Annotated in this window: 23 protein-coding genes; 3 read left to right on the top strand and 20 right to left on the bottom strand. The window is 35.8% G+C overall.

All coding sequences use genetic code 11. The features are described 5' to 3' along the window. Positions 1-143: 143 nt before the first annotated feature. From WAZ07_RS01115 to refZ, 7 genes are all read right to left on the bottom strand, one after another. Positions 144-1,706 carry an amidohydrolase gene (locus tag WAZ07_RS01115; RefSeq protein ID WP_336470993.1) on the bottom strand — a complete coding sequence of 521 codons (1,563 nt, stop codon included), beginning with the start codon at positions 1,704-1,706 and terminating at the stop codon, positions 144-146. A 140-nt stretch (positions 1,707-1,846) separates the two neighbouring features. Further along, positions 1,847-3,433, bottom strand: coding sequence for an acyl-CoA synthetase MbcS (gene mbcS, locus WAZ07_RS01110; protein ID WP_336470992.1), 1,587 nt, complete (start codon positions 3,431-3,433; stop codon positions 1,847-1,849). A 201-nt stretch (positions 3,434-3,634) separates the two neighbouring features. Next, positions 3,635-3,829: an alpha/beta-type small acid-soluble spore protein gene (locus WAZ07_RS01105; protein ID WP_336470991.1), complete on the bottom strand. Its 195-nt coding sequence runs from the start codon at positions 3,827-3,829 to the stop codon at positions 3,635-3,637. A 79-nt stretch (positions 3,830-3,908) separates the two neighbouring features. Then, entirely contained in the window at positions 3,909-5,120 is a 1,212-nt protein-coding gene (thiI, locus tag WAZ07_RS01100) for a tRNA uracil 4-sulfurtransferase ThiI (RefSeq protein WP_090918208.1), read from the bottom strand. Positions 5,121-5,126: 6 nt separating this feature from the next. After that, positions 5,127-6,269, bottom strand: coding sequence for a cysteine desulfurase family protein (locus WAZ07_RS01095; protein ID WP_336470990.1), 1,143 nt, complete (start codon positions 6,267-6,269; stop codon positions 5,127-5,129). Positions 6,270-6,667: 398 nt separating this feature from the next. After that, entirely contained in the window at positions 6,668-8,377 is a 1,710-nt protein-coding gene (gene ezrA, locus WAZ07_RS01090) for a septation ring formation regulator EzrA (protein WP_336470989.1), read from the bottom strand. A gap of 357 nt (positions 8,378-8,734) precedes the next feature. Then, positions 8,735-9,373 (bottom strand): forespore capture DNA-binding protein RefZ, encoded by a 639-nt coding sequence (refZ, locus tag WAZ07_RS01085; protein ID WP_090918214.1) that lies wholly within the window; start codon positions 9,371-9,373, stop codon positions 8,735-8,737. A gap of 235 nt (positions 9,374-9,608) precedes the next feature. Here refZ and WAZ07_RS01080 point away from each other — a divergent pair, with 235 nt between their 5' ends. Continuing rightward, the gene (locus WAZ07_RS01080) at positions 9,609-10,088 is read left to right on the top strand and encodes a GAF domain-containing protein (RefSeq protein WP_336470988.1); all 480 of its coding nucleotides are present in this window, start codon (positions 9,609-9,611) and stop codon (positions 10,086-10,088) included. Between the two features lie 136 nt (positions 10,089-10,224). On the opposite strand, the gene megL is transcribed toward WAZ07_RS01080, so the two are convergent. Next, positions 10,225-11,400 (bottom strand): methionine gamma-lyase, encoded by a 1,176-nt coding sequence (gene megL / locus WAZ07_RS01075; protein WP_090918218.1) that lies wholly within the window; start codon positions 11,398-11,400, stop codon positions 10,225-10,227. Positions 11,401-11,751: 351 nt separating this feature from the next. Here megL and rpsD point away from each other — a divergent pair, with 351 nt between their 5' ends. After that, a complete protein-coding gene (gene rpsD / locus WAZ07_RS01070; protein ID WP_090918220.1) occupies positions 11,752-12,354 on the top strand; it encodes a 30S ribosomal protein S4 in 603 nt (200 codons plus the stop codon). A gap of 220 nt (positions 12,355-12,574) precedes the next feature. Here the strand turns inward: rpsD and WAZ07_RS01065 are convergent, their stop codons facing one another. After that, positions 12,575-12,739, bottom strand: a complete 165-nt coding sequence (locus WAZ07_RS01065; RefSeq protein WP_336470987.1) for a hypothetical protein — start codon at positions 12,737-12,739, stop codon at positions 12,575-12,577. Between the two features lie 19 nt (positions 12,740-12,758). Further along, positions 12,759-13,004 carry a hypothetical protein gene (locus WAZ07_RS01060; protein ID WP_336470986.1) on the bottom strand — a complete coding sequence of 82 codons (246 nt, stop codon included), beginning with the start codon at positions 13,002-13,004 and terminating at the stop codon, positions 12,759-12,761. Between the two features lie 278 nt (positions 13,005-13,282). Between WAZ07_RS01060 and WAZ07_RS01055 the strand changes: the two genes are divergently transcribed. After that, positions 13,283-14,197, top strand: coding sequence for a hypothetical protein (locus tag WAZ07_RS01055; RefSeq protein ID WP_336470985.1), 915 nt, complete (start codon positions 13,283-13,285; stop codon positions 14,195-14,197). A 289-nt stretch (positions 14,198-14,486) separates the two neighbouring features. On the opposite strand, the gene WAZ07_RS01050 is transcribed toward WAZ07_RS01055, so the two are convergent. The 10 genes from WAZ07_RS01050 to WAZ07_RS01005 all read right to left on the bottom strand — a co-directional run bounded on the left by WAZ07_RS01050 (position 14,487) and on the right by WAZ07_RS01005 (position 23,237). Further along, positions 14,487-15,146, bottom strand: coding sequence for a hypothetical protein (locus tag WAZ07_RS01050; protein ID WP_336470984.1), 660 nt, complete (start codon positions 15,144-15,146; stop codon positions 14,487-14,489). Positions 15,147-15,150: 4 nt separating this feature from the next. Beyond that, entirely contained in the window at positions 15,151-15,852 is a 702-nt protein-coding gene (locus WAZ07_RS01045) for a hypothetical protein (protein ID WP_336470983.1), read from the bottom strand. Between the two features lie 298 nt (positions 15,853-16,150). After that, on the bottom strand, positions 16,151-17,338 hold the full coding sequence (locus WAZ07_RS01040) for a helix-turn-helix domain-containing protein (RefSeq protein ID WP_336470982.1): 1,188 nt from the start codon (positions 17,336-17,338) through the stop codon (positions 16,151-16,153). Positions 17,339-17,366: 28 nt separating this feature from the next. After that, positions 17,367-18,128, bottom strand: coding sequence for a DUF5986 family protein (locus tag WAZ07_RS01035; RefSeq protein WP_336470981.1), 762 nt, complete (start codon positions 18,126-18,128; stop codon positions 17,367-17,369). 106 nt (positions 18,129-18,234) lie between these two features. After that, on the bottom strand, positions 18,235-19,224 hold the full coding sequence (locus WAZ07_RS01030) for a phage major capsid protein (RefSeq protein WP_336470980.1): 990 nt from the start codon (positions 19,222-19,224) through the stop codon (positions 18,235-18,237). A gap of 38 nt (positions 19,225-19,262) precedes the next feature. Then, complete coding sequence (locus WAZ07_RS01025) at positions 19,263-19,394, bottom strand: hypothetical protein (protein ID WP_336470979.1); 132 nt, start codon at positions 19,392-19,394, stop codon at positions 19,263-19,265. A 288-nt stretch (positions 19,395-19,682) separates the two neighbouring features. After that, positions 19,683-19,976 carry a hypothetical protein gene (locus tag WAZ07_RS01020; RefSeq protein WP_336470978.1) on the bottom strand — a complete coding sequence of 98 codons (294 nt, stop codon included), beginning with the start codon at positions 19,974-19,976 and terminating at the stop codon, positions 19,683-19,685. Between the two features lie 6 nt (positions 19,977-19,982). Continuing rightward, entirely contained in the window at positions 19,983-20,372 is a 390-nt protein-coding gene (locus WAZ07_RS01015) for a sigma factor-like helix-turn-helix DNA-binding protein (RefSeq protein WP_336470977.1), read from the bottom strand. A gap of 21 nt (positions 20,373-20,393) precedes the next feature. Next, positions 20,394-20,615: a hypothetical protein gene (locus WAZ07_RS01010; protein ID WP_336470976.1), complete on the bottom strand. Its 222-nt coding sequence runs from the start codon at positions 20,613-20,615 to the stop codon at positions 20,394-20,396. A 339-nt stretch (positions 20,616-20,954) separates the two neighbouring features. After that, entirely contained in the window at positions 20,955-23,237 is a 2,283-nt protein-coding gene (locus WAZ07_RS01005; RefSeq protein WP_336470975.1) for a phage/plasmid primase, P4 family, read from the bottom strand. Between the last annotated feature and the right edge of the window lie 102 nt (positions 23,238-23,339).

Raw genomic sequence — 23,339 nt, 5'->3', positions numbered from 1 at the left:
GTGAAACTTCCTTTTGGAGTGTTCTTCTCCAAAAGGTTAGTTGAACCAATCGGGCTTTTACGGACAGTTTTCTTCCCTGCTCTTCTCCAGCCTTTACTGCCCACGAATAGCGGGATAAGAAATAAAGGCGGCATGTGCCGCCTTTATTTCTTATATACAACTTCACCATCCACAACTGTCATCATAACGTTTATCTCTTTTATTTCCTCTTCCTTCACATGAAATATATCTCTATCTAATATAGTAAAATCCGCCTCATACCCCCCTGCAATTTTCCCGCGGCTCTCTTCTTTTCCAATCGCATATGCACTTCCTGTTGTGAACAGTGAAACAGCTTCAAATACTGTTAACCTTTCTTCCGGCACGTAACAGTTTTCATCCACAAAGCTCTTTCTTGTTACGGCGCTGTATATACTTAAAAGCGGATTGACCTGCTCGATTGGTGCATCCGAACCACCTGCGCAGTGTAAACCAGCAGAAAGAAGTGTTTTCCATGCATATGCATATCGAAGCCTTCGCTCCCCTAGCTTTTCAATAACAGATGGAAAGTCAGAGGAAACGAAGACAGGTTGAATATCTAAAATTGCCGGAAGCTTCTTCATGCGCCGGATTAATTCCTCACGCGCAAGCTGACAGTGAATAATCCGATCACGCTGCCCTGCCTTTGGCGGATGCATTTCAAGCGCATCAATTACATATTCAAGCGATAAATCACCAATTGTATGAATTGCGACGGGCATATAGAATTCTCTTGCTTGTTTTACGAGTTCCGCAAGTTCTTTATGAGAAAAAATAGCAACGCCATTCGTTTCCTTTGCATCTTCATATGGTTCACTAAGCAGCGCTGTTCGTCCGCCAAAGGAACCGTCTGAAAAAATTTTCATTGCCCCAAACTCAATATAGTGTGTATTCTCATATTGCTCACGTTCGTGCGCTACTTCATGATGAACAAGAAGATGCGCTTTAAACGGCAAATTTCGAATCACTTCTGTAAAGGCACTGTATGTTTTTTGAAAACTACCATAGTAATTTAAATCTTCTGTATGACCGCCAACTAGTCCGTATTGCCAACAATCTTGAATTGCTGTTTGCAGCGCCTTCGTTAAATAAGCTGCATCGATGTCCGGTAGAATAGGGGCGATTAAATCTTGCGCTTGTTCATACAATAAGCCTGTGAATTCACCATGTTGATCGCGTCCAATTTTTCCGCCTTTTGGGTCTTTTCTACCTTGCATAATTTCAGCTTTCTCAAAAATATAAGAGTTCACCAACGTTACATGACGGCAAACGCGTTTTAATAAAATAGGATGATGGCGTGACAAATCATCTAGATCCCGTTTATGTACATCTTTTCGGTCTGTAAAATTATTTTCATTCCAGCCCTCACCAATAATCCATTCTCCTTGCTTCGTTGTTTTCACTCGCTCAGCAACAAGGCTTAATACTTCCTGATAAGATGTGCATGCTGATAAATCTAAGCGAAGTAATCGCTCCCCGTGTCCAATAAGATGCATATGGCTATCGACAAAACCAGGAAGCATTGTTTTTTCTTCTAAATCAACGAACTGCTTCGGATGATAACGAGCTTCTAACTCTTCTTTCGCTCCAACCTCAACAATTGTACCGTTTTCTACATAAACCGCTTCTACGACTCCTCCTTCTTCTTCCATCGTATAAATCTTTCCGCCGTGCCAAAGTTCTCCCATTTTCTTTCCCCCTAAACTTTAACCTTATAACAACCTAATTATCTTAATTTTCTTATAACACCATTATAAAACAACCCCTCCCATTAAACAAAAAACCCAATTCTATCCGGATAGAATTGGGCAGAGTGAAATGTACAACATTACTTTGAAGCCAATTCCATTTCACGTTTTCGCAGCTCCACGCGGCGGATTTTACCGGAAATTGTTTTTGGCAGTTCTTTTACAAATTCAATTTTACGCGGGTATTTATAAGGCGCCGTTAATTCTTTCACATGCTCTTGCAAGAGCGGAATCAACGTACTGTCATGCTCATCTACATTTTCCTTTAACACGATAAAGGCTTTTACGATGCTTCCTCTTATTTCATCTGGACTAGCCACAACAGCACACTCTCTGATGTATGGATGTTTAACAAGTGCGTCCTCCACCTCAAACGGTCCAATTGTGTAGCCCGAGCTAATAATAATATCGTCGCCTCGCCCTTCAAACCAGAAGTAGCCATCTTCATCTTTTTTGGCTTGATCACCTGTAATGTAATAATCACCGCGAAATTGCATAGCCGTGCGCTCCGAGTCTTTATAGTACTGTTTAAATAATGCTGGTGTTTTCACGTGCACTGCAATATCCCCTACTTCTCCTGGAAGAACTGGCTGACCATCTTCATCCACAATATCAACTTGATTGCCTGGCGTCGGTTTCCCCATGGAACCAGGCTTTATTTCCATTCCTTTTAACACGCCAACAAGTAATGTATTTTCTGTTTGACCATATCCATCACGAACCGTTACATGAAAATAATTTCGAAATGTATCAATAACCTCTCTGTTCAATGGCTCTCCTGCTGAAACCGCACTATGCAAGGAAGAGAGGTCATATCGCTGTAAGTTCTCCACTTTCGCCATTAAACGATATTCGGTCGGCGTGCAGCACAGTACATTTACTTTATTATCACTTAATAATTGTAAATATGTTTCTGGATCAAATTTCCCGTGATATACAAATCCCGTTGCACCTGAACCGAGCGTTGCAAGAAATGGACTCCACACCCACTTTTGCCATCCTGGACTTGCTGTTGCCCATACAACATCATTCTCTTCGATTGCTAACCAATTTGCAGCGCTCGTACGAAGATGAGCATATGCCCAAGCATGGGTATGTACAACGCCCTTTGGATTACCCGTCGTTCCAGATGTATACGATAAGAAAACCATATCATCACACTTTGTCTCTGCCATTTCTAATACAGCACTCTCTGCTTTAAGCGCTTCCCCTATATTGCTCCAGCCTTCTAACGGTTTTTCGCTTAATACAAATTTATGAAGGGAATGCACTGCCTCGATTCCGTCGAATTGTCCTACATACGGTTCATAACTCACAATCGCTTTTACCTCTCCGTGCTCGATTCGGTATTCAATATCTTTTTTGCGCAGCATTTCTGAACTTGGAATGACAACAAATCCCACTTTAATTGCAGCAATATACGTCATATATGTTTCAATGAGACGCGGCATCATAATAAGAAGCTTGTCCCCTTTTTGCAGGCCACTTTTTATAAAAGCGTTTCCAATTTTATTTGCTCCTTCTAACAATTCCCCATATGTAACTTCCCTTTTATTCCCTTGATCATCTTGCCAAATAAGCGCAAGCCTATTTGGCTCACATGCATAACGCTCCATCTCTTCGACTAAATTATACATCGGCGGCGCTAATAACTCTTCCCGGTTCATACTCTTCCCCCTTTATTATGTCCATCCTCCTTTTAATAATAAAGAATTTTCTGTAAATTTAAAACTATCTTCTTTTGACAAATTGTTTTATATTTTGACCAGTTGGCTACAATAGTAGATGTTTTCTCTTATTTTTTGACATAAAACAACAAAAAGAAAGAGCGGGGAATCCCACTCTTTCTAAGCCATTGTATATAGTTGTTATCGTTGGAAACCGCCTAATTGTTGTTCAGCCATTGCAACTAAACGTTTTGTGATTTCACCACCAACAGATCCGTTAGCACGAGATGTTGAATCTGGTCCAAGTTGTACACCAAACTCTTGAGCGATTTCGTATTTCATTTGATCTAAAGCTGCTTCTGCTCCAGAAACTGCTAATTTATTTGTGTTTGCCATATGGTATCACCTCCTTGTGAGTATAGAGTGTGATAAACCATACAGCTTCATACATATCTTTTAATGGTAATTTATGGTTTTAAAATAAATCTTCAAATTTTTCTTCTTCTGCTACTTCTACTGTTTGCAATACCATCTTTTCTGTATTTGCAACAGCGGATTCAATAAGCGGTGTAAAATCATAGTATGATTCAAATTTATTCGCTTTTTCACGCTTCGGTTTTGTTGTTGGACTTGCTGGCGTAAAGACTGTACAGCAATCTTCATACGGACGAATTGAAATGTCATACGTACCGATTTCGTTTGCAATTTTAATAATTTCTAGCTTATCCATTGCAATAAGCGGACGGATAATTGGATAATTTGTCACTTCGTTAATCGTATGCATACTATCTAACGTTTGACTCGCTACTTGGCCAAGACTTTCACCTGTCGCAAGAGCAAGCGCGTTACGCTCTTCTGCAATACGCTCTGCAATACGCATCATCATACGGCGCATAATTGTCATTGAATAGCTAGATGGAATTTCTTTATTAATTGTTTTTTGAACTTCTGTAAACGGTACAAGATGAAGTGTCACACGTTTACAATACTTCGTTAGCTCCTGCGTTAAATCAATTACTTTCTGCTTTGCACGCTCACTTGTAAATGGAGGGCTATGAAAATGAATAGCTTCCACAGCTACGCCGCGCTTCATTGTTAAGTAAGCTGCAACTGGGCTATCAATACCACCAGAAAGAAGAAGCATTACTTTTCCGCCAACACCAACTGGAAGACCGCCAGCTCCCATGCGCTCATCACACATAATATAGCTATAACCGCTTCGAATTTCAACGCGGATATTTACATCTGGATTATGAACATCTACTGTAATATCCTCTGTATTTTGTAAAATATACCCGCCGATTTCTGGAAGAAGCTCCATCGTTTGCATCGGGAAGTGTTTGTAAGAACGGTGAACTGTAATTTTAAATGTTTTCACATCACGCTTTACTTGTAAAAAAGCAGCAAGTGCACCTTTTTTAATTTCTTCTAAATCTGTTGGTACTTTCATTGCTAAGTTAAACTTGTGAATCCCAAACACATCTTGTAATTTTTCAGCAACCGCTTCATGATCTTCACCATTTAATTGAATATACATGCGGTCATGCGTCGCATCAATTTTTAAGTTTGTAAATTTCTTCAACTTATGTTTCACATTATCTTTTAACGTGCTCACAAACTTAGAACGATTCTTTCCTTTTGTTGTCATTTCGCCGTAGCGAACTAAAATATATTCGTATGTCATCATCTTTCCTTACCTCATCACTTCATATAATTTTGGCAATGTTTCTTTTATAATTCCTTCAAATTGTTTTACTTCTTCCAGCGTATTTTCCGCAGTTAAACTGATACGAATCGCACTTTCTGCTACTGTATGCGGCAAACCCATCGCTAGTAAAACGTGGCTTACTTCGTTTGCTCTTGACGAACAAGCAGACTTTGTTGACACATACACACCACGTTCTTCCAAAGCATGCACAACAACTTCTGGCTTTAATCCCACAAATGATACGTTTAAAATATGCGGTGCCGTATGTTCTTTCGGTGTATTAATTGTAACATCCTTCATGCCCTTAAACATACGAATGATTTCTTCTTTTAACGTTCGAAGATGCCTCATATTTTCTGACTGTTTTTCTAAAGTCATTCGCAAAGCTTTTATCATCGCAACAATTCCTGGCAAGTTTTCTGTACCAGAACGGTAACGCAATTCTTGTCCACCACCTGATAAAACCGGGTCGAGCCTTACACCATCACGAACATATAGAAGTCCTGTTCCTTTTACACTATGGAACTTATGTCCCGAAATCGTGCAAAGGTCAATATGATTTTCATACAAATCAAGCGGTACCTTTCCAATTCCTTGCACATGATCGACATGAAATCGTACTTTCGGATAGTTCGCTAACAACTTCCCAACTTCATCAACAGGCTGAATCGCTCCTGTTTCGTTATTGACGTGAATCATGGAAACAAGAATGGTATCATCTCGAAGAGCACGTTTTACATCTTCTACTGATACAACACCATTTTCATTTACCGGCAAATATGTAACGTCAAAACCAAGATTTTCTAGTTGTTTATATGCTTCAAACACAGAAGCGTGTTCAATGTTTGTTGTAATCATATGCTTACCACGGGAGCGATTTCTCATCGCAATCCCCTTAATTGCAAGGTTATTTCCTTCTGTTCCTCCAGACGTAAAGACAATTTCTGAAGGCTTTACACGAAGAAGCTGAGCTGCAATCGTACGTGATTGCGTTAATAAACGCTCTGATTCTCCTCCAAGGGAATGGATAGAAGAAGGATTTCCAAAATATTTTCCTGCAACTGTCACATAGGATTGCAAGGCTTCCGGGTACGGCTTTGTCGTCGCACTATTATCAAAGTAAATCATCGTTATTCCCCTTTCACCGATATTGAAATCCCATAAAGTGAAACTTCCATCAGTGACGCTTTTCCCACTGATGGTTAGTTGAACCAATCGGGCCTTTACGGGCAGTTTATCTCCCACCTAGCTTCTTTGTTTTCACCGCATTTTTAGGTGGGAGTATTACTGCCCGTTAATGCGGGATAAAGTGAAACTTCCTTGCTTTACGAGAAAGATCCTCGTAGCGGGATAATCATATCATAAATTCATGTATTTCCGCTAAGCTTGCTCATAGTTTCCGTTATTAAAGCGGAAGTATGTCTACTTTTAACGAAAAAACGTCCCATATTCCGCTATTCATTATATCAATATTACATGATAATGCATATAAAAGTTATTTGAACAAAAACAAACCCCTTAATCAATTAAGGAGTTTGTTCTAAGTCAACAAATTCAGCAATCTTTTGGACAATACCTGGTTCAATTTGCTCTAATACAGAAGCTGCTTGTTCTAAAGCAGCATCATATTCATATTCACGGAATAATTGCTCTGCGTTATCTAAGCTTTTCGCCAACATTTCATCATCGCTGCGGTAACGATTACCATACTGAATTAATTTTTCTACTAAATATGCTTGTTCAATTAACTCCTGTGTTGCTTCGTAAACACCATTTACAATAGCTACCGTTTCTTCTAGTGTACGATTTACCGCACCCATATCAAGCGGCTTTAATTCTAGGTGCTCATACACACTTTGTATCGCATGTTGTCCATTTTGCAAGTCAGCCACAACATGATTTGGCAACCCAGGTAAATTCGACTTTTGCATCATGCGCTTTGCTTCCATCATCGTATGACGCATTTCCTTTAACGCCTCACGCGCTTCAAACTCATCTTTACGCATCGTTTGCAACATGTCTTTGTACTCAGCATGAAGTACTTTTAATGTTTCACATTGCTCATAAATTTCTTCTAACTCTTCTCTAATCACAGAAAATGCGATATCTTGCTCTGCAATACGAAGTTGCAACACTTCAAAACGCTTCATTAAGATGTGCATCTGTTTCTCAATCACTTTTTGAGATTCAATATCTTTTTCCTGTAATTGATAGCTTTGCTTCACAAATTGTGTTTCTGCTTTCGTTTCCAGCGCTTGCTCTCGAATTGTTTCTAAATCTTCGTACACAGTTACCGTCTGCTGTTCAACATAATGTTTGGCTCTTACTTCTAATTCTAATTGTTCATATAATGTATCAAGATGCCCTTTTAAGACTTCCACTTTTTCTTGTGCTTCCACTACGTGTAAAGATTCTAAATCGGCAAGGCATGTTTGCAGTTGTTTGTTCATCTCTCTTACTTCTTTTGGGATTTCTAAATGATTTAATACATAGCCTTGTTTTTTCATATCGTCGTGACCTTGTGATAAATCTTCTAATTGCACTGGTAATGTCGCTTGACATTCTACTAATAGCTCTGGTACTTCATGCACAATTACTTCCAAATGTGTTAGTCCTTCTTCTAAACTCCCCACAATTTCACGTGCTTTTAAGTAATCTCCATTTTGTGTTGCTTCTTCAAACGTTTGAAATTTCTTTGACTCTACATCAAGTAGCCCTTCAATCTTCTTCTCGGCTGAACCGAACATATGGCGATGAGCAAGCACACTCTTTTTCAAATTGCGATATGTATCACGCAACTGCTCAATTTCCGAATTGTTTTTTTCATAACTTTCCAATAATTCTTGTAGTTCATTTAAAATATCCATAATCCGATAATCTGCTTCATCTAAACTGCTTCTGGATTCATTAATTGTATGTTTTGCTTTTCGGAAGGAAAATTGCGCGGCAAATTTTTGAGCGCTTTCTAATTCTTTTTCTGCTTTCGGAAGAATATTAGCAACAATTTCATCCCATTCGTTGCGCCATTTTCCAAACAGCTCTTCTGTTTGTCCGGTCATCTTTAACTCTTTCACCCGTTTCAGTTCATCCGCTACAGGTTTATCCTTAATTTCTTTCTTCCATTGCTCTAGTGCTTCGATATCTTTATATAAACGATTTCTCATCACAAGCTCTACGATAAGAAAGAGCAAGATAGCACTCACGATGATGATAACGATCGTTAAGATTGAATCCATTCAAAAGCCTCCTATTTATCTGTTTTTTGTCCGTTCCGTTTTTTAAAATGGAAGGCGTTATGTAAGAAAAGGGAAATCCCCCATATTTAACAACTAGCAATGTATTAATCATACCATGTAATTATGTGTTTTTGGCCTAGTTTTTCGAAAAATTTCATGAAAGAATTTACTACTTCCAAGTCGATCCCGTACACACCTCCAACCCAAAATTATAATTACGAAAAGTCTGTATTTTTTCAAAAACAATAACCACTATATAAGGATTTAAAAATAAGATACTCATTCATGAAAAGCAAATAAAAACAGCTTATTCCCATACATATTGGCAACAAGCTGTTTTACGTTTTTTTGTTTTCTTCATACATACGCCGCCCTCGGCAGAGGATATTGTAAATGCTCTGTACAAAGTGCTTGCTCCATCCACTTCTCTACTTCCCTCATATACATTTCGATAAAAAAGATTTCTGACGGAAAGGAATGCAGCACTTCTGATATATATTGCGGATATAAATACGGCATACTAATCATTCCCTTTAACTGCGTCATAAACATCGCGAATGATACATTTTGAAATTCTTTGTTTTCTTGCCCTTGTCTAATGAGTTGCTCTATATAGTATCTCTCTTTTGAAAAGTAAATCGTCATAATTTCGCGGATTAACGTGCTATCTAACGAAAGTTCTCTGTAAAAAAAACGAGTAAGTTCTCTTCGCTCAAATTGATATTGTAAAATATTTCTCACCATCTGAAATAATACTTCTTTTGAAGACAAAAAATTCCGCTGTTCAAATGTCATTTCAATAGTGCGTAAGTAGCCCTCTAAAAAGTCTGACACCAACTGTTCCAGTAAGCCTTGTTTCCCGGCAAAATAATACGAGATATTTGCAACATTGACATCTGCTTGTTTCGCTATATCACGCACTGATGTACCATTATAGCCTTTCGCATAAAACAGTGAAATTGCCGCATCAATAATCTTCTGTCTCGCCTGTGTCACACACTCACTCCCTTTCATCCCGCTATTCGCGGGCAGTAAGACCCCCAACTGATAGAAGTTTTACTTTATCGAACAGCTCCCTTTTAACAAGCAGAAAAGGCACGATTAATTGAACTTGATGTAAATTTCTTGACTTTTAAGACAAATTCCTTTAATTTTCTATCGACAAAGTCTTGCGAATTATAGCTTATTTTGCAATAACTTTACATTTACCTACAGAAAGGGCGGCGTTTCCATGTTTACAGCAGAAGGATATACAGGTACACGTGAAGAGCAATACAGAGCAGTAATTAAACAACTCGATGCTTTATTAACAGGTGAATCAAATGTAGTAGCTAACTTAGCAAATGCATCTGCTTTACTCAATGTGTTTTTACAAGATATTAACTGGGTAGGTTTTTATGTAACAGAAGGAAATCAGCTTGTACTTGGTCCATTCCAAGGATTACCAGCTTGTGTTCGCATTCCATTTGGCCGCGGTGTATGCGGCACAGCAGCAGAAACGAAAACAACACAACTTGTCGCTGATGTTCACAAGTTCCCTGGACATATCACCTGCGATGCAGCCTCTAATTCAGAAATTGTTATACCGCTTATCAAAAACGATGAAGTCATCGGCGTACTAGACATCGATAGTCCAACTAAAGGGCGCTTCGATGAAATAGATCAAACATATTTAGAGAAATTTGTCGCAACTTTATTGAAACATATATAATGCAAAGGAGCTGACTTAGGGTCAGCTCTTTTTAGTGCGTTTGGAGCGTCGAGCATCGTTGAAGGGTCTTTATATCGTGTCGAATCGCCGATATATTCTAAGAAACGGTCGATATATTGAATAGACAGCATTTTTCTTACGATAAAGCTGTTTTTTCTTTTTGCAGTGCGTGCGCTAAGTCCCTTACAATATCTTCCCAGGACTCAAGCCCTGCAGATAAGCGTAATAAATTATCAGAAATCCCCATCTGCTCACGAACATGTTTTGGAATCACCGCATGTGTCATCGTTGCTGGATGCTGAATTAACGTTTCTGTATCACCAAGACTCACTGCAATTGCAATTAATTTTAAGTTGTCCATTACAGCTTGCGCTTCCATTTTCCCACCCTTTACTGTAAACGACAGCACACCGCCTCCGCGCTTCATTTGTTTATTTGCAAGCATTCCTTCTGGATACCAAACATCTTCTACTAGTTCATGATTTCGAAGAAAGGCAGCAATTTTTTCGGCATTGTCAGAATGGCGATCCATTCGAACTGCTAATGTTTTTAAACCTCGTAAAAGTAACCATGCATCAAACGGTGCCATAATCCCGCCAACATCTTTACGAATAGGACGAATTTTTTCGGCAAGCTCCTTCGTTTTACAAATTGTAACACCGGCCACAACATCACCATGACCGCCAATATATTTTGTCGCACTGTGCAAGACGATATCACAACCTACTGTAAGTGGTCTTTGCAAGTACGGTGAACAAAATGTATTATCAACAATAACGAGCAGTCCATGCTGCTTTGCTACTTTAACGACAAGTTCTAAATCAATTAATTTCATCGTTGGATTAATCGGTGTTTCTACAAAAATGATTTTTGTATTCGGCCCAATACTACTTTTAATCTCCTCTTCTGTTTCCATTTCGCATAATGTATGCGTAATTGCAAATTTCTCTTCTAACACTTCTAAAAAGCCATACGTACAACCGTATAAGCCATTCGAACAAATAATATGATCTCCTGCTTTTAAAAAGGCCAAAAGTGTTCCTGAAATAGCTGCCATACCGGAGCCAAACGCAAGTGCCGCTTCTCCTTCTTCTAATGCTGCCATTCTTTCCTCAAATAACTCAACTGTCGGATTGCCAAGTCTAGAATAAATATAAGCTGAATCATATCCAGCAAAGCTTTCTTCTCCTTGCTGCGCTGTTTCAAATGTATACGTAGATGTTTGGAATAACGGCGGTGTTAAACTTCCTTTATGCTGTGCTGCATCATACCCATGATGAATTAACGTCGTTTCGATATGTTTCTTTTTCATACAAACATCCCCCTTATATTTCATCTTATGTAAGCGTTTTCTTTCTGTTGCTATCCATTCCATGAGTGTTTATAAAATTCCTTCTTGCACTTTTCCAAAATTTAAATGTATAAAATGAAATTTGATGTTCTTGACTCCCTCCTAATAAGCAGATATAATAGCCTTTGTGTAAAATAAAAAGGCAGCCTTGTAATGTGAGTTTATTGTTTGTATTTTGTTCCTCACAATGAGGTGTATCGTGTAACTCCCTGCTGCTGGAGCGAGGATACATGAAAATGAAATACGCATAAATGTCAATTACGTCTGTTTTTATTTTACAAAAATAAAAACATTTTAAAGGAGGAGTCATTCATGGCTCGTTATACAGGTCCATCTTGGAAACTTTCTCGTCGTCTTGGAATCTCTCTAAGCGGCACAGGTAAAGAATTAGAAAAACGCCCTTACGCACCAGGTCCACACGGTCCTAACCAACGTAAGAAACTTTCTGAATACGGTTTACAATTACAAGAAAAACAAAAACTTCGTCACATGTACGGCATGACTGAGCGTCAATTCCGTCGCACATTTGACCAAGCTGGTAAAATGATGGGTAAACACGGTGAAAACTTCATGATCCTTCTTGAAGCTCGCCTTGACAACCTAGTTTACCGCATGGGCTTAGCTCGCACTCGTCGCGCTGCTCGTCAATTAGTAAACCACGGTCACATCATGGTAGATGGCGCTCGCGTAGATATCCCATCTTACCGCGTTAAACCAGGCCAAACTATCAGCGTTCGCGAAAAATCTCTAAACCTAGCTGTAGTTAAAGAAGCTATCGAAGTTAACAACTTCGTACCTGAGTACTTAACTTTCGATGCTGACAAATTAGAAGCTACTTTCACTCGCTTACCAGAGCGCGCTGAGTTAGCTGCTGAAATCAACGAAGCGTTAATCGTAGAGTTCTACTCTCGTTAATCTCGATGCTCTGCAAAGAGTAGTATTAAAAGTCTTAGAAATCTTGTTAAATCAAGGTTTCTGGGCTTTTTTTATTTCATTTAATAACGCAGGATAAAGCATAAAAAAGAATGCAATTGGGGCCAGTTTGGGGCCACAATAAAAAAGGCTGGCGTGTGTATAGTAATGGGTAAGTGTAAACAAAATAAGAAAATGAATTAGCATATTTTAATTATCTTTATCATCCATCTCTCTTTTCCTCTACCCTAATTTTTTTAGCCTCCCTCTCCGCTTTTTCCGTCGCCAATATACGAGGTACCGAAGTTCTCATAAAAAATTCCGCCATTTTTAATGCTGTTTCCTCACTTGGTGGATTATCCAATATTGTACGTTTTTTACGTTCCATTAATATCTCACCCTTTCACTCATGATTTTTTACCTCTTTTCTTTTTATTTCCTTTGTAAGTAAGTGTGGTACATAGTTGACCATCTTTCATAAAAGTTTTACTTTCATAATTCGACAAAAATTCTTCATCAATTGATGATTCTACTTCTTCACCATATACCCAATATCCAGCACGAAGTAGAAAGTCAGAAAAACCTTCTGGAATCGGTAATTCATAACCATCTAAAGTTATTTTAGTGACTTCAATTCCTTCTCTGATTATCATTTAATCACCCTTTCATTTTGAATATGGATAAATTCCCCTCTATTTGTATTAATACCTTTTTTAAAAAACTTGTGAAAGTATAAAAGAGGGACTATTCATCATTGAGCACACCCTCTACATACTTCTTACAAGAATCAAATTATCTTCAAATACGAAATGTTTTTTCTTTCACGGTAAATATTCATTTCCAAAATTAACCACTTCAAATGCTGATAATGGTAAAATATCCTATATAACAACATTTTATTATGGCAGTAAATTTATTAGGAGGCGAGAAAATGGCAGTAACAATGCAAGAAGCTTACTCCACCATTTTGAACGAAAAGGTTTCAGCACAAGAAGTAGATAAACCTGCAAATGAACACTTAAAAAAAGGGTTAGAATGTGAAAGCTGTAGAATATCCGTGGCACATCGTACAAGACATCCAAGAAATGAAAGAGAAATTCCTGCACTTTTTTACCGAAAAGGAGGCGAAAACCACAAAGAATTCTGCTCATATAATACAATCGGCCGGATCAATATGATAGCACGCGATTCAGATAATGACATTTTAAAAAGCATAACAGACAAAACTTTTTCCTTTCGCCTAACAATGATTCATGAGCCTTTAGAAGAATTGGGAAAACAAGATACAAAACAAGGGAAAGACCAAAACAAAACACTGAATCAGAAGGATAGAAATTATCACTCTAGAGGAAAACTAAACTCATACTTATCAACTATGAAAAAGATAATTGAGTTACGTAACATCTTGGAAAAACAGAACGAACTAAACTCTATTATTGAAATTGAAATGCATGGAAGAAAAATAAAATGGAATGATTTTTATTACGAACCCCACCGTTATATACAATCGTTCAATTACATCAAAAAACTAGAATGGAAAAACAGACATCCTATTTGCATAGAGGGCATCGTAGACAGTGTGCGGTATATAGAAATGTCAGGTAAATATGCTATAAACCTTCGTTGGGGAAAAAAAGGTATTAATAGCAAGGGAATAGAACAAATTCCTTCACCATCTATTTTTTTCGATGCTGGAACACTTTCACCAGAAGATATAAAAACCGGACAACATATTGCGGTATGCGCATTATGTACACCTCGTATGAATGCCGGGAAAGTTAGAGAATTTTTAAATACTAATGCCCATTTGTATCACAAAAACCAGCTTGTAATTTTATCTGATTAATAAAAGTTCAAACTAATTTTATCCCTACTATTTTTTATTTCCAACTTTCAAACTCACATTCTATGATATAGAAGCGTGAGTTTGAATTTCCACCTGCCTATCCCTGTCATTTTGAATATGGATAAGTTCGCTTTTATCTATATTAATACCTTTAAAAAACTCACCTTCATATTGCTAATCACAAAAAGAGTCTTGGTTAAAACCGTAAATTATAATTTACAACTACATTCCACAACAAATTTAAAAAGAAACAAAAAGCCCTAGCTAATTATATAGCCAGGGCTTAAAATTATAATCTTAATAATTCTTCAACAAGTTCTAGAATTTGATAGTCATCCAAATTATTATATAACAAAATTGAACCATCTACTGAAATACGGAAAGTAACAGCTTGATAAGGCATATCGAAAGTCACTATAACCGCCTTTAACTCTCCAGAATTAAGCATGTTAGTATAATATTGAGTATTGTGTACAGCTGTTCCACGCATCGTTACACCATTTACCGTTTCAATTTGAACATCAAACCTTGCACTTCTTACATCAGTTGACGCATTAATTATTTCTAAAATATTAAAAGGATGTCTCACAAAGGTAAAGCCATATAGTTCCTCAAAAATATTCTTTACCTTTTCAGCATCTTCTTTTCTACATAATGTAATTAAGTGACCTATATCTCTCGCACGGTTCGGTTGGAAATATGCTTCGTGCAATTCTTGACGTATTACCTGATCCACATATTCTCCCTTTACTCGAACCCTTTGATTGTAAACCGCATCAGTAATAATACGATAATTTGTATAACCAGTTGGACTTGTTTCATTCTGAATAATGTATGTTTCCAATCTTTCTTCAAAGTCGTTAATCGTCCGAACCTCTTCTCGATGGTTAGTTCTTAGTTCTTCATTTGCTTCTCCACTTGTTTTGTCAAATATACTGATGCTTAACATAAATTCACCTCATTAGTAGAATATCTTTAGCAATCTCTTCGATTATATCAAAAGAATTCTCATTAATGGTGATTTTTTCCTTAAAGACCCTTAAGTTTTTATTATTCCGTATTATTTGATCTGTTTCTTTTCCTCTAAGAGTAGATAAGTTAAATTTACATTCAAAATAATCAACATTCTCCGGTCCTAATCTTTGAATCATTAATCCATAAAAAGGATTAGTTTTTTTTGCAAAATGAATATCCATATTATAACTTGGATTGCTACAATTGATTTTTCTTTCAAATGTAATAAATAGTCTTCGTAATTCAGATAATTTTTCATCTGCATTTGTATAAGTAACATTTACTGGATTTAAATTAATGTCTACTGTAACTAAATCCGTATTGCTAAAATCTAAATTATAAAGCACTAGAAGAGAAAAATCACCAAAGTTATATTGTTTTTTATTTGGTAAATTCACGACTCTATCTTTTTTACTAAATATCTCATCTACTGATTCCTCAAAAAACCTATACACCTCTAGATCTTTAGGTATCTTATAATTAGCATGTATTGACCATTTAGTATCACGCCACTTACTAAATATTCTTTTAAACCAAAAATAATATTTAGGTTTTTTATTATATAACCATTGATGAAGGTTAAGAAGTGCAAGAATCGTTGGAAGACCAATCTTCATAAACAGACCTAAGTACATCATCATGATTTCTCCTCTCATACTACCTTTATTATACACAAGAGCTCAAAGTCATAAAGCCTAGCTTGGACAATTTTTTATTATCCTTCATATAAAATATGAAATGTTTTTATCTCTGATACCATGCTTCAGTACCCAATAAGACAATAACTGCTTTCCAAGAATAGCGCTTTTTAATCTAAATGATATAATATTGCAACATTCACCTTGGCGGTTACATCTATATTGTAATTCTTTTTTGCTTTATCATTTTTCATAAAAAAAGAGCTAAGCTCATAATTGAGTCTAGCTCCTAGAATGTGAACTAAATTTCATTTTCATTCACAGCTCTTACTGTACGTGCCTTTAAACTAACTATATTTTCTTTAATTATTGGTGTCTCTGTAATTAAATATCCTTTATCTAAACAAAGAAGTTCTTCAACTTCATCTCTAAACAAACTTAAACCATAATGCTGTGAAAGCTTTTCTAGAAATTCGTCTCCTGTCATATAATCATTTTCAATTAACAATTCTACAGCTTGTTTCATTGCCTCTGGATCTTTAACCTCTTTAATTTCATCTAATGGCTCAACCTGGCGCCAACCTTGCTGACTTATTGAACGCTGCATATACTGATATGAACTTTGAGAAATTGCTCCAAGTTTATATGCTCGCATTACCATAGCTCCAATAGAAACACACCATTTTTTCTTTAAAAGCTTATAATAAGAAAGATCCGTTGGATGTATCAATACATCTTTCAAAAAGCTCTCTTTAGGTAATAAGAATGCTGCCGCAAAATCATTAGCTTCTTGTTCAATCTGTTTAAATTCTTCTTTACTCAAATCATCCAAATTTAGATACGGATCATGTAGTATTTTATGACCAAGCTCATGAGCTACATCAAATTGTCGTCTGAAAAACGATCTTTTTTCGTTCCCTAAAATTATTGAATAATATTGCTTCCCATTAATTTCATGATGAGAACCGAAAGCATCAATCGTTTTTTCCCCTAAATTAATTGAAGACATCACGAACCCTTTAGTTTCTAATAAATAGACAATATTTTTTATCGGTCCGTCTCCAACACCCCAATACTCTCTTAATTTACTAGCAACTTCTTCTATGTCTTCTAATTTATCTTCTTCAAAATCCGGAAGATCTAGCTCTGGAAAATCAACATATTCTTCTAATAACGCACGCATTATCGTTAAATATTTCACTCTGTCATGCTGCATTTCTCTATCTTTTTTTCCTGTAGTTAGTAAAGACCTAAAATAAGTATTGCCAGTTTTAACTTCAACGGATTCTTCATAAAAATATTCTTTAGGGAATCTTAAAATGCGTGTTAAACTAAACAAGGCTTCAAAAGTTGGGATAGCTTTATTATTTTCATATTTAGAAATCATTTGTTTACTTACCCCAAGTCCCTCGGCCAATTCCGTAATTGTTATACCACGAAAAATTCTTCCCTCCCTAACTCTTTTCCCGTTAAACTGACGTTCTAACAAGTGTATTCCTCCTTATTATCTGAGGAAATTATTGATTTAAGTCTTCCTCTTTTTTCGTATCATCTGTTTTCTTAGGTATTGTAGGTTTTAAATAATCCCTTCTTATCTTAATAGAATCTTTAATTTTTGCAATTGGTTTTGTTTCAATATCACTATCATTATCTTGCTCATTAGAAACAAAAATATCACTATAATCTTCAGAAACATACGAAGTCCAATCTTCTACATCAACTAACTCAAAATACTTATTAAACAATCTAGCTTCGACTCCCGTAACTTGTCTATCTACTTCCTGGGAAACAACAAAGACAACTTGTTTCACTTTCGGATAGTCTTCACCAAGAATCTTTAAAACCTCTTCTAATCTTCTTGCCTCATATTCTTCTGTGAACATTGGAAATAATTCTTGTTGTTGTCTATCTAAATCAAACGGATCAGAGTTTATAGATACAAGGGCATGAAAATAATGAATACTTTTTTTACCCAATTTCTTGATCACGCTCTCCAAATTTTTCTCTTTAGAAAATACTAATAACACACCATTTGCAAGATTAAGCAGACAGATAAATGTCCATATACCCCTTTTCGCTGTTAGAACAACAAGCTCATTATTTAGTCCAACTTCTTTAATTCTTTTAAAACGAACATCCCAAGCTCCACCATTTCTGAAGTTCCCTGTATCCAAACCATGTTCAATTTTTATATCATTTAATACATGGTTTGGTGAATTGGTAAATGCTTTGACAAGTTCTCTAACAGCAGTCTGATCAATTCCAAGGCCAATCTTCATTAGTTCATCTCCCATTTATAGAATATAAACTAATATTACTACATTTTATCAAAAAAAGTAAACCTATATAATAATAAATAATTATTTTTCCACCAAACAAACGGTCTTATTTAATCTCCAAACGATACACAGTTGGTTCTACCTCTGAATAGATGAGTTTGCCATCAAGAAGGTTGTATAATTTGAATCCAATTTCATTTAAATGAGCATATCTTTCATACAAAGTTTCAACTTCTAACCCTGTTGAATTTTCTTGAATGGTAAACGAATCAAAATCACCAAAATAGAATACTGCCGCTTTTTCTGTAGATCCTTCCACTGAGTCCAGGCAATCCAGTGGAAATCCTAATAACATGTAGCTTACTCCACCGTCCACACGATCAATTGTTTTTAAGGCCGCTTCTCCATTTGGTAACTTTAAATCTTCAACGTATTCAAGAGCAGCTTTATTTACAATCCATCTTGCTTTGTTTGTCACATTAGTAGATGGTTTATTTTTTAACTCTTTAATAATTGCTACTGGATCAGTTGCAATAGGTGTGAATATCTTTGCCTTATTCAATAATGAACCTTCATTAAAAGCATCCGAATGATTTCCATTAATCATGTAATCTATCTCTTTAACCAAGTATGCTTTTTTCATTACATCAATAACTAAGTCCTCTACACTTACAGTTGATGTATATAATAACTTCTTCTTAATAGTTGAAATAGAATCAAATTCCACAGGTTCTAATAATTCAGCAATTAAACCTAAATGATTGACCTGGATTTCATTTTTATCACGTTCTGTTTTATGAGCATCAACTGTTACAGCACCTTTTAAAACTGGATAGCTTAGATTTCCATCAACTTTTACGACATTTCCGTATTTACGTAATGGATTTTCTTGCTCTACATAACCAATAATTTCAGCCGCAATTGATTTTGGAACTGTTGCTTTTCCATTATTAATATTTACTCCTAAAGAGCGTGCCTCTATTTCGTCAATATTCCCTGTTACAAAATTAGCAAACGCTGAACGAATTTCTTTTTTATTTTTAATTGTTGTAGTCATGTTATAATTCTCCTTGTATTTTGTTTTTTGATTGAGCATAGGATGTTGGTCCAGAACACCCTATGCTTTTTAAGTACCTATTTAAATTTTTTCAACATACAATTAATCTGCTTAATAAGCTTCATTCTAAGTTGAACTTCTTTTCCCAGTTCTTCTTTGGATCTAACCTCTTTTCCAGCTCTAGATGCAGTTTCATAACGTCTAACCATTTTTCTCACCTCCTTTCAATACAAAATCGACAAATATCGACAAAAACAAGATAGAAAATCCCCACTTTTTCGCGTATTAAACTCATAAAAAAACACCTTACTTTTTATCTTTAGAATTGAAAACAAAATGCTCTAAATTGTTGATATAGCAAGGACTTGAACAGTCTTTATTTGTATTTTGATATAAAACACCCCCCCTTTGTTTTTTAAAATTTTCATCCAACTAGAGAGAAGACTCCCTGCTACCTATCTCCCAAACCATCAATTTTGTTATTTTTGATAGGGGGGCTATACTAAATCATTCATTTCTACATAAATCTTTTTAACGTACAAACCATTATTTAAATACGTTTCACCTTTTTCTGTTTCCTTAATAAATCCTTTTAACTTGACCTCTAAATGGTATCGTTTATCCATTTCAATTTGATAATAAAGAATACATTCATTCTTATAAGCCGTACAAAGCAATTCTCCGTACACATCATCTATGAATGAGAACAGAATTAAGTTATTATCTTTGAATCGAATGTTTTCTACACGACCAAACAAATCTATATTTCTATTAGCTGCGATATCTTCCACAGTTCTCTATCCTCCTAACTTTAATCTCTCGGCAAACTTAAACCTTCTCATGATCTCAGCATGTTTTTGTTTAACATAGCTCGGACTATAATTTAATTCCTCAGCTATTGTTTCTAATGTCATTCCATCGATATATTTCATTTTGAGTATTTTGTAGTCTAATCCTTTGAATTTACTCACTAGATCAACAAGCTGTTGCAATTGTTCTTTCTTAGATGCGAGCTCCTTCTTAAGTTGATCTATTATCTTTTCTGTTTCCTCATTACCTGGATCCATTAGTAATATATCTTTATCTCGATAGCTTTGACGTTTTAACTCTGCTTTTGTTTTTTCTAATTTGTATTCTAAATAAGCGATATCTTCTTCTAACCTTTGATAATCTTTTAGGCAAACCAATTACATATCACCTACTTAGATTTAATTCTCTTTTCTAGCAATCTCTTTACCACCCAACTTCATCTTCTTTAGAATATAGCCTGTACGAATATAAGGACTATCTTCCTCTATACAATGCGCATCCCTGTGTCCTTCACCTGTTCCATGATGATGGAACTTTCTACAGTATTGACACCATGTACTAAGATTTCCTTTTTCATCACGTTCAATTGCTAATACACTTGGAACTTTTCTAATTGCCATTTCTACACACCCCTTTAATAAAAATTGATTTATTGCTACTCTTTTGGCAACAAAGCAACAAACCAGCAATAAGTCCAATTCCTTGTCACTCTAAGGCTTGTACATATTTTATTGCTTATTGCTGGCTATCATATCTCATTCGTGCATTTATCTCACAAATAATTAATACGTATATTTGTTATAAACGTAAATACATTTTTAATAACTTATTAATAGAAACTAGCAATACGAACACTATAAACCCTTACGGCTCTAAGGCTCGTACTTATTGCCGCTTTATTGCTTACTCCGCAATACAAACACTCTAAAACCTTGCAACTCTAAGGTTTGTGCTTATTGCTATTTTATTGCTGATTTTGATTTAAACCCTTTAACCGTTTTCCATGAACCATTAATTTTTATCATCTTATCTTTCCATTCCATTTCATACTTAGTACATACTGAATCTTTGAATCGTTTTTGCCCTAATGAATACTGAACATGGTTATCTTTGCACCACTCGTCATATGCCTTTAGAGCATCCGTCCCTCTAACTTCTTCAAAAAACTGCTTATCATATTCAAAAAAGAAGTCTGCAAGCGGATCATTATATTCCATAAACTTTTGTTTAGCTTCTTCTGCCTTCTCGTTGTATGTTAGGATATCAACCGTGCGTTTTTTCATTTCTTTTATAGCATCTACCGCCAATTTCAGGACATATTCCCTTGCACTTACTGTTTCAAGTTGTTGCATGCTTTCCATTTCGGATATACGGTCTGGATCGTTCATAAAATTATAATCAAACGGTAAAATATGTAGTCGTTTATTAATCTGATTGCCATGCTCCCTAAAATTAGGATAGTGATTACTAGCTGTAATACATACCGTGTTCATTTGTACTGTTTGACTACCCTTTCCTTTATATTCGATATCGACATACCCACCTGTAATGATAGTTTTTAATGTTCCACTATCACGTATTACCTCATCAGGTTGATCGTCTACGATATTTGCCAATTTCCCATAAATACTACTACCTGCAAAAGCATTTTCCGCTAATTTCTGTGGGCTTATTGCTGATATGTTCTCCCCGGAATTGAACGTCTTCTGTATCATATATAAAACGGTGGATTTCCCGTTATGGGCACTACGTCCATATAAATAAAACATTTTCGGAACTATCAAGTGTGGATACAAAACTGCTCCAAACATTTCATGAATATTTTTGATAGTAGGTAGATGTCCATCAGATACTTTCATCAACGTTCTTTCAACAAATGAATCAAAAGCCTTCGAATTATATTTTGTTGGTATCTTTTTGGTTACAAATACATCTGGTGTAAACTCTTTAAATTGCATACTATCAAGATGCAATAAACCATTTTCTACTGCTATATAATTCTTAGATTCTTCATTTACTACTGGTGACATGTCCATAATGTATTCTTGTACTTCACGCACTTGATTTCTTTTTAATATTTCTGCATCACGAACAAGTGAACGTAATTTCCTACACGTTTTATCCAGTTCATATATTCCAGTAGCTTTGTTGTAAACATAAATATCACCATCTTCATTTGGAAAACGAACAATTTTATTTTCCTGTAAAATATAGTCGACCATGATATGATGCAAAAAACTAATCTTTCCGTTATTTTCGCCCCACCAGGAGCCTTTCTTTATACCCATTGTTTCAACTTGTTCATTTACCGAATAATGAACATCATTGTTTCGGTCGTAATCGAAACTAGGGGTATAATCAGAAACCGAACTGTGGGTAGATTCAATTGCCCTATCAATAGTCATTTGTCCGTATGTACGGCCATCACTAGAATGTGGCTTGTCCCACTTATCACGAATTAAAGTTGATTCTCTAAACATGGAATCCATCTTTGCTGCATCTTTATCTGTCCAGAATGCCAAGTGGTTCATTAGAGCCATATCTGTGGAAGAATGATCGCTATTTATGAGCATTCCACAAAATAAATCCCTAATAGCTCCACCATTTTTACTGTTAAACATTCTTTGCCATAGTTCTGAATTAGAGAGATTGCTTATGTTACTTCCCCTTGAAACAGAAGGCATTTTTGTTGCTGCAGGTATTTCCTTCTTTTCTAGATATTTTTGAAAAAGAACTTTTAAGTTTTCTGTTGATTCTTCCACAGGATGATTATTTATACTGTTTCCAGTAAAGGTAAAATAACGACCATGCCGATATATTTCAAGACCTATACTAGGATTCTTTTTCCCCGTTCCCGTCCCTCTTAATGGTAATTTTCCTTTTGCTATAATATGAATCCCTTTACCGCTGGGAGAATATTCAGTGTAACTTGGAACAATATTCATAATTTCCTGGGCTAATTCAGATAAATCTCCGTCTTGAACGCATTTATCCACGTCAATTCCAACGTAATTATCTTGTTTACTAAAAACAAATCCAATGCCGTTATATCCGCCTCGATGATACACTTCTACTACCTCTTCGAAGATAGACCAAGCATTACAATTATTCACCTGTGCCATTTTGCTATTAACTTGATATGGAACCTTTGTTGGTTTACCATCTCTTTTTTCTTTACGCCATAGCACCCACTGGGGTAAATTTTTCAATTCTGTTGGTATATTATTAAAGTTATCGAGCATAGATTTCACCTCCTATTGCTCTTCCAGAAACTTGATGTTAAAATATAAGTAGATAAATAATTGCTTTTAGAGATATATGAACCGCTAATTCATATATCTTTT

Source organism: Bacillus bruguierae (assembly GCF_037104725.1).
Classification (GTDB): domain Bacteria; phylum Bacillota; class Bacilli; order Bacillales; family Bacillaceae_G; genus Bacillus_A; species Bacillus_A bruguierae.
The sequence above is the reverse complement of the archived record's forward strand: the minus strand, read 5'-3'. Positions and strand labels throughout refer to the sequence as shown.

Excerpts from the sequence above, each read along its gene's own strand:
- WAZ07_RS01060 (WP_336470986.1), bottom strand. The coding sequence starts at position 13,004 with ATGATAATCAGAGAAGGAATTGAAGTCACTAAAATAACTTTAGATGGT.
- ezrA (WP_336470989.1), bottom strand. The coding sequence starts at position 8,377 with ATGGATTCAATCTTAACGATCGTTATCATCATCGTGAGTGCTATCTTG.
- megL (WP_090918218.1), bottom strand. The coding sequence starts at position 11,400 with ATGAAAAAGAAACATATCGAAACGACGTTAATTCATCATGGGTATGAT.
- WAZ07_RS01080 (WP_336470988.1), top strand. The coding sequence starts at position 9,609 with ATGTTTACAGCAGAAGGATATACAGGTACACGTGAAGAGCAATACAGA.
- WAZ07_RS01035 (WP_336470981.1), bottom strand. The coding sequence starts at position 18,128 with ATGAAGATTGGCCTTGGAATTGATCAGACTGCTGTTAGAGAACTTGTC.
- WAZ07_RS01095 (WP_336470990.1), bottom strand. The coding sequence starts at position 6,269 with ATGATTTACTTTGATAATAGTGCGACGACAAAGCCGTACCCGGAAGCC.
- mbcS (WP_336470992.1), bottom strand. The coding sequence starts at position 3,433 with ATGAACCGGGAAGAGTTATTAGCGCCGCCGATGTATAATTTAGTCGAA.
- WAZ07_RS01025 (WP_336470979.1), bottom strand. The coding sequence starts at position 19,394 with ATGGTTAGACGTTATGAAACTGCATCTAGAGCTGGAAAAGAGGTTAGA.
- WAZ07_RS01105 (WP_336470991.1), bottom strand. The coding sequence starts at position 3,829 with ATGGCAAACACAAATAAATTAGCAGTTTCTGGAGCAGAAGCAGCTTTA.
- WAZ07_RS01065 (WP_336470987.1), bottom strand. The coding sequence starts at position 12,739 with ATGGAACGTAAAAAACGTACAATATTGGATAATCCACCAAGTGAGGAA.
- WAZ07_RS01050 (WP_336470984.1), bottom strand. The coding sequence starts at position 15,146 with ATGTTAAGCATCAGTATATTTGACAAAACAAGTGGAGAAGCAAATGAA.
- WAZ07_RS01055 (WP_336470985.1), top strand. The coding sequence starts at position 13,283 with ATGGCAGTAACAATGCAAGAAGCTTACTCCACCATTTTGAACGAAAAG.
- WAZ07_RS01115 (WP_336470993.1), bottom strand. The coding sequence starts at position 1,706 with ATGGGAGAACTTTGGCACGGCGGAAAGATTTATACGATGGAAGAAGAA.
- thiI (WP_090918208.1), bottom strand. The coding sequence starts at position 5,120 with ATGATGACATACGAATATATTTTAGTTCGCTACGGCGAAATGACAACA.
- WAZ07_RS01005 (WP_336470975.1), bottom strand. The coding sequence starts at position 23,237 with ATGCTCGATAACTTTAATAATATACCAACAGAATTGAAAAATTTACCC.
- WAZ07_RS01045 (WP_336470983.1), bottom strand. The coding sequence starts at position 15,852 with ATGATGATGTACTTAGGTCTGTTTATGAAGATTGGTCTTCCAACGATT.
- WAZ07_RS01030 (WP_336470980.1), bottom strand. The coding sequence starts at position 19,224 with ATGCTCAATCAAAAAACAAAATACAAGGAGAATTATAACATGACTACA.
- rpsD (WP_090918220.1), top strand. The coding sequence starts at position 11,752 with ATGGCTCGTTATACAGGTCCATCTTGGAAACTTTCTCGTCGTCTTGGA.
- WAZ07_RS01010 (WP_336470976.1), bottom strand. The coding sequence starts at position 20,615 with ATGGCAATTAGAAAAGTTCCAAGTGTATTAGCAATTGAACGTGATGAA.